Annotated in this window: 3 protein-coding genes and 1 pseudogene; 3 read left to right on the top strand and 1 reads right to left on the bottom strand. The window is 56.6% G+C overall.

The features are described 5' to 3' along the window. A pseudogene (locus tag ACEW8G_RS10695) lies at window positions 1-320 on the top strand (IS3 family transposase); the annotation flags it as partial. Between the two features lie 111 nt (window positions 321-431). Continuing rightward, complete coding sequence (locus tag ACEW8G_RS10690; RefSeq protein WP_373488406.1) at window positions 432-1,106, top strand: nitroreductase; 675 nt, start codon at window positions 432-434, stop codon at window positions 1,104-1,106. Window positions 1,107-1,519: 413 nt separating this feature from the next. On the opposite strand, the gene ACEW8G_RS10685 is transcribed toward ACEW8G_RS10690, so the two are convergent. Continuing rightward, window positions 1,520-1,732: a hypothetical protein gene (locus ACEW8G_RS10685; RefSeq protein ID WP_373488405.1), complete on the bottom strand. Its 213-nt coding sequence runs from the start codon at window positions 1,730-1,732 to the stop codon at window positions 1,520-1,522. A gap of 315 nt (window positions 1,733-2,047) precedes the next feature. Between ACEW8G_RS10685 and ACEW8G_RS10680 the strand changes: the two genes are divergently transcribed. Then, on the top strand, window positions 2,048-2,469 hold a 422-nt coding region (locus ACEW8G_RS10680), incomplete at its 3' end, for a TonB-dependent receptor plug domain-containing protein (protein ID WP_373488404.1).

The following is a 2,469-nucleotide window of genomic DNA, read 5'->3' as shown; positions in this document are numbered from 1 at the left end:
ATCGTGCTGGATGGTCTGCGCGGCGAAGACAGCATCGCTGAGCTGTGCCGTAAGGAAGGCATTGCCCGAAGCCTGAATTACACCTGGTCGAAGGAGTTTATGGAAGCTGGCAAGCGCCGCCTTGCTGGCGATACTGCCCGTGCTGCGACCACTGGCGAAGTGCAGGATCTGCGCCGCGAGTCTCGTGCCCTGAAGGAATGTGTTGCCGACCTGACGCTCGAAAACCGCCTGCTCAAAAAAAGCATGATTGCGGATGGGGGCGACGACGAATGAGGTATCCCGCATCCGAGAAGCTCGAAATCATCCGGATCGTTGAGCAGTTATGCACCTTAACATCGCTCATTCAAGCCGTTACTCCGAATGCCGGAAAGCAGTCTTCCGCTCGGAACAAAGTTCGTCCACCATCGCCCTTGGCATTCTAAGGAGCTTGCATGCAATTTGATGAGGTTGTTCTGGGTCGGCGAAGCATCCGAGGATATAAGCCTGATCCAGTGCCGCGGGCGCTGATCGAAGAGATTTTGGAATTGGCGATACGCGCACCCTCCTCAATGAACACACAGCCGTGGAACTTTTACGTCATCACCGGCGAGCCACTAAACCGAATCCGCGAAGGCAATACCCAACGGATGCTTGCAGGCGTGCCACAATCGCGCGAATTTCGCACAGGCGAGGCATTTGCCGGAATGCATCGTGACCGACAGATTGGGGTCGCCAAGCAATTGTTTTCGGCCATGGGCATCGCCCGCAACGATGCCGAGGCGCGGCAAGATTGGGTTTTGCGCGGATTTCGTCAGTTCGATGCGCCGGTGTGCATAGTCATTACGTATGACCGGGTTTTGGATGGTAGCGACGATACACCGTTCGATTGCGGCGCGGTCGCAACTGCGCTGGTAAACGCGGCGTGGTCGCGAGGGCTGGGGACGGTGATTAACAGCCAGGGCATCATGCAATCACCGGTGGTCAGGGAACATGCCGGGATTGCGGACGATCAGGTGATTATGAAGAGCATCGCGCTCGGTTGGCCGGACGATAGTTTTCCAGCCAATGCGGTAATCACAACGCGAAAGTCGGTCGATGAAGCAGCCGTGTTCGTCGGGTTTGCATAACATCGTAATTGGATCTGAATGGTGAACTTTGCTTGACAAACTGCGAACGTAACGCGCAACTTAAGTTTGACAGCGTAGCAATCCACATCGGCCGCGCTGGAAGTTTGAAGTGCGGATGGACTCGATCAAATCATCAAGGAACGTCATGTGTTGAAAATGGCAAAACTCACCGTTGTCAGTCTGATCCTGACTTCTAGCGCTGCCTTTGCAGCAGCACCTGGCCCTGTTGCCCAGATGCTGGCAGCTGGATGCTGCGCCCTCGGCGCGTGTTGCGGCCTTGGGATGGATTGCTGCGCATAAAGCATCAGCTTCTACGACAAGACATCGGCACCGCATGCATCTGCATCCGGTGCCGTATTCTTGTCCTCAATGGGAGATGGTCGCCCAAGATGGGTCAAACAGAGCGTGAACCGTTAATCTAGCGCTTCGGGTTGCAGCGCATCCTTGCCAGCTGACTTCAGTTCGCCACGAGACATGCCCGTCACCAGCACTTCGCCGTTGCCGCTGAACTGACTGGCCGGAACCTCAACCATGCGGTTGCCGACTTCGGCGAGCTCTGTTTGTGCAGCTCCGTCTGCGGTGGTCCGCCCACCCTGCACCAACCGTTCACTAGGAGATTTTTGCATATCTGTCACATAGGTGCTGACGACGGACAGGTAGCAAGCCTTGCCGGGACAAGGCAAAACACCTCAGCAGCGTGTCACAACGATTCGGGCTTGATCAACGCCATCCGATATATTGTGACAAAAAAGCGACATTCGTGAAATAAAAGATGTTAGCAACGGCCGCATGACGTTTTTTTCTTTCGCGGCCTGTTTTGCCGCGCCATCGTGGCACGGTCGTTCACGAACTGGGGATCCGCTATGTCGCTGCTATCTACCACACGCCGCTTGGCCGCTGTTTCAGTGTCCTTTGCCACCTTAATTTTGCCTTACGAGCTGATGGCGCAGGATCAGGCAGCAGGCGCGGGAGCAGACCAGGACAAAGAGCAGATCATCGTCACCGGGACGCGCCGTACGGACCGCACGATCGCAGACAGCACAGCCCCGATCGATGTCATCACCTCACAGGAGCTGCAGAACAGCGGCGCGACTGAAACCAGCCGCCTGCTGAACAACATCGTGCCATCTTTCAACTTCCCCCAACCTTCGCTGACCGACGGCACCGATTCACTGCGCCCGGCCACCCTGCGCGGCCTGGCACCGGACCAGTCGCTCGTATTGGTGAATGGCAAACGACGCCATCTTTCTGCCCTGCTGAATTTGAACGGATCTATCGGTCGCGGATCGTCAGCGGTTGACCTCAACACGATTCCGCCGCTGGCGATCGAACGGGTGGAAATCCTGCGCGATGGCGCCTCCTC

This window comes from Blastomonas sp., assembly GCF_041747255.1.
GTDB lineage: Bacteria > Pseudomonadota > Alphaproteobacteria > Sphingomonadales > Sphingomonadaceae > Blastomonas.
The sequence above is the reverse complement of the archived record's forward strand: the minus strand, read 5'-3'. Positions and strand labels throughout refer to the sequence as shown.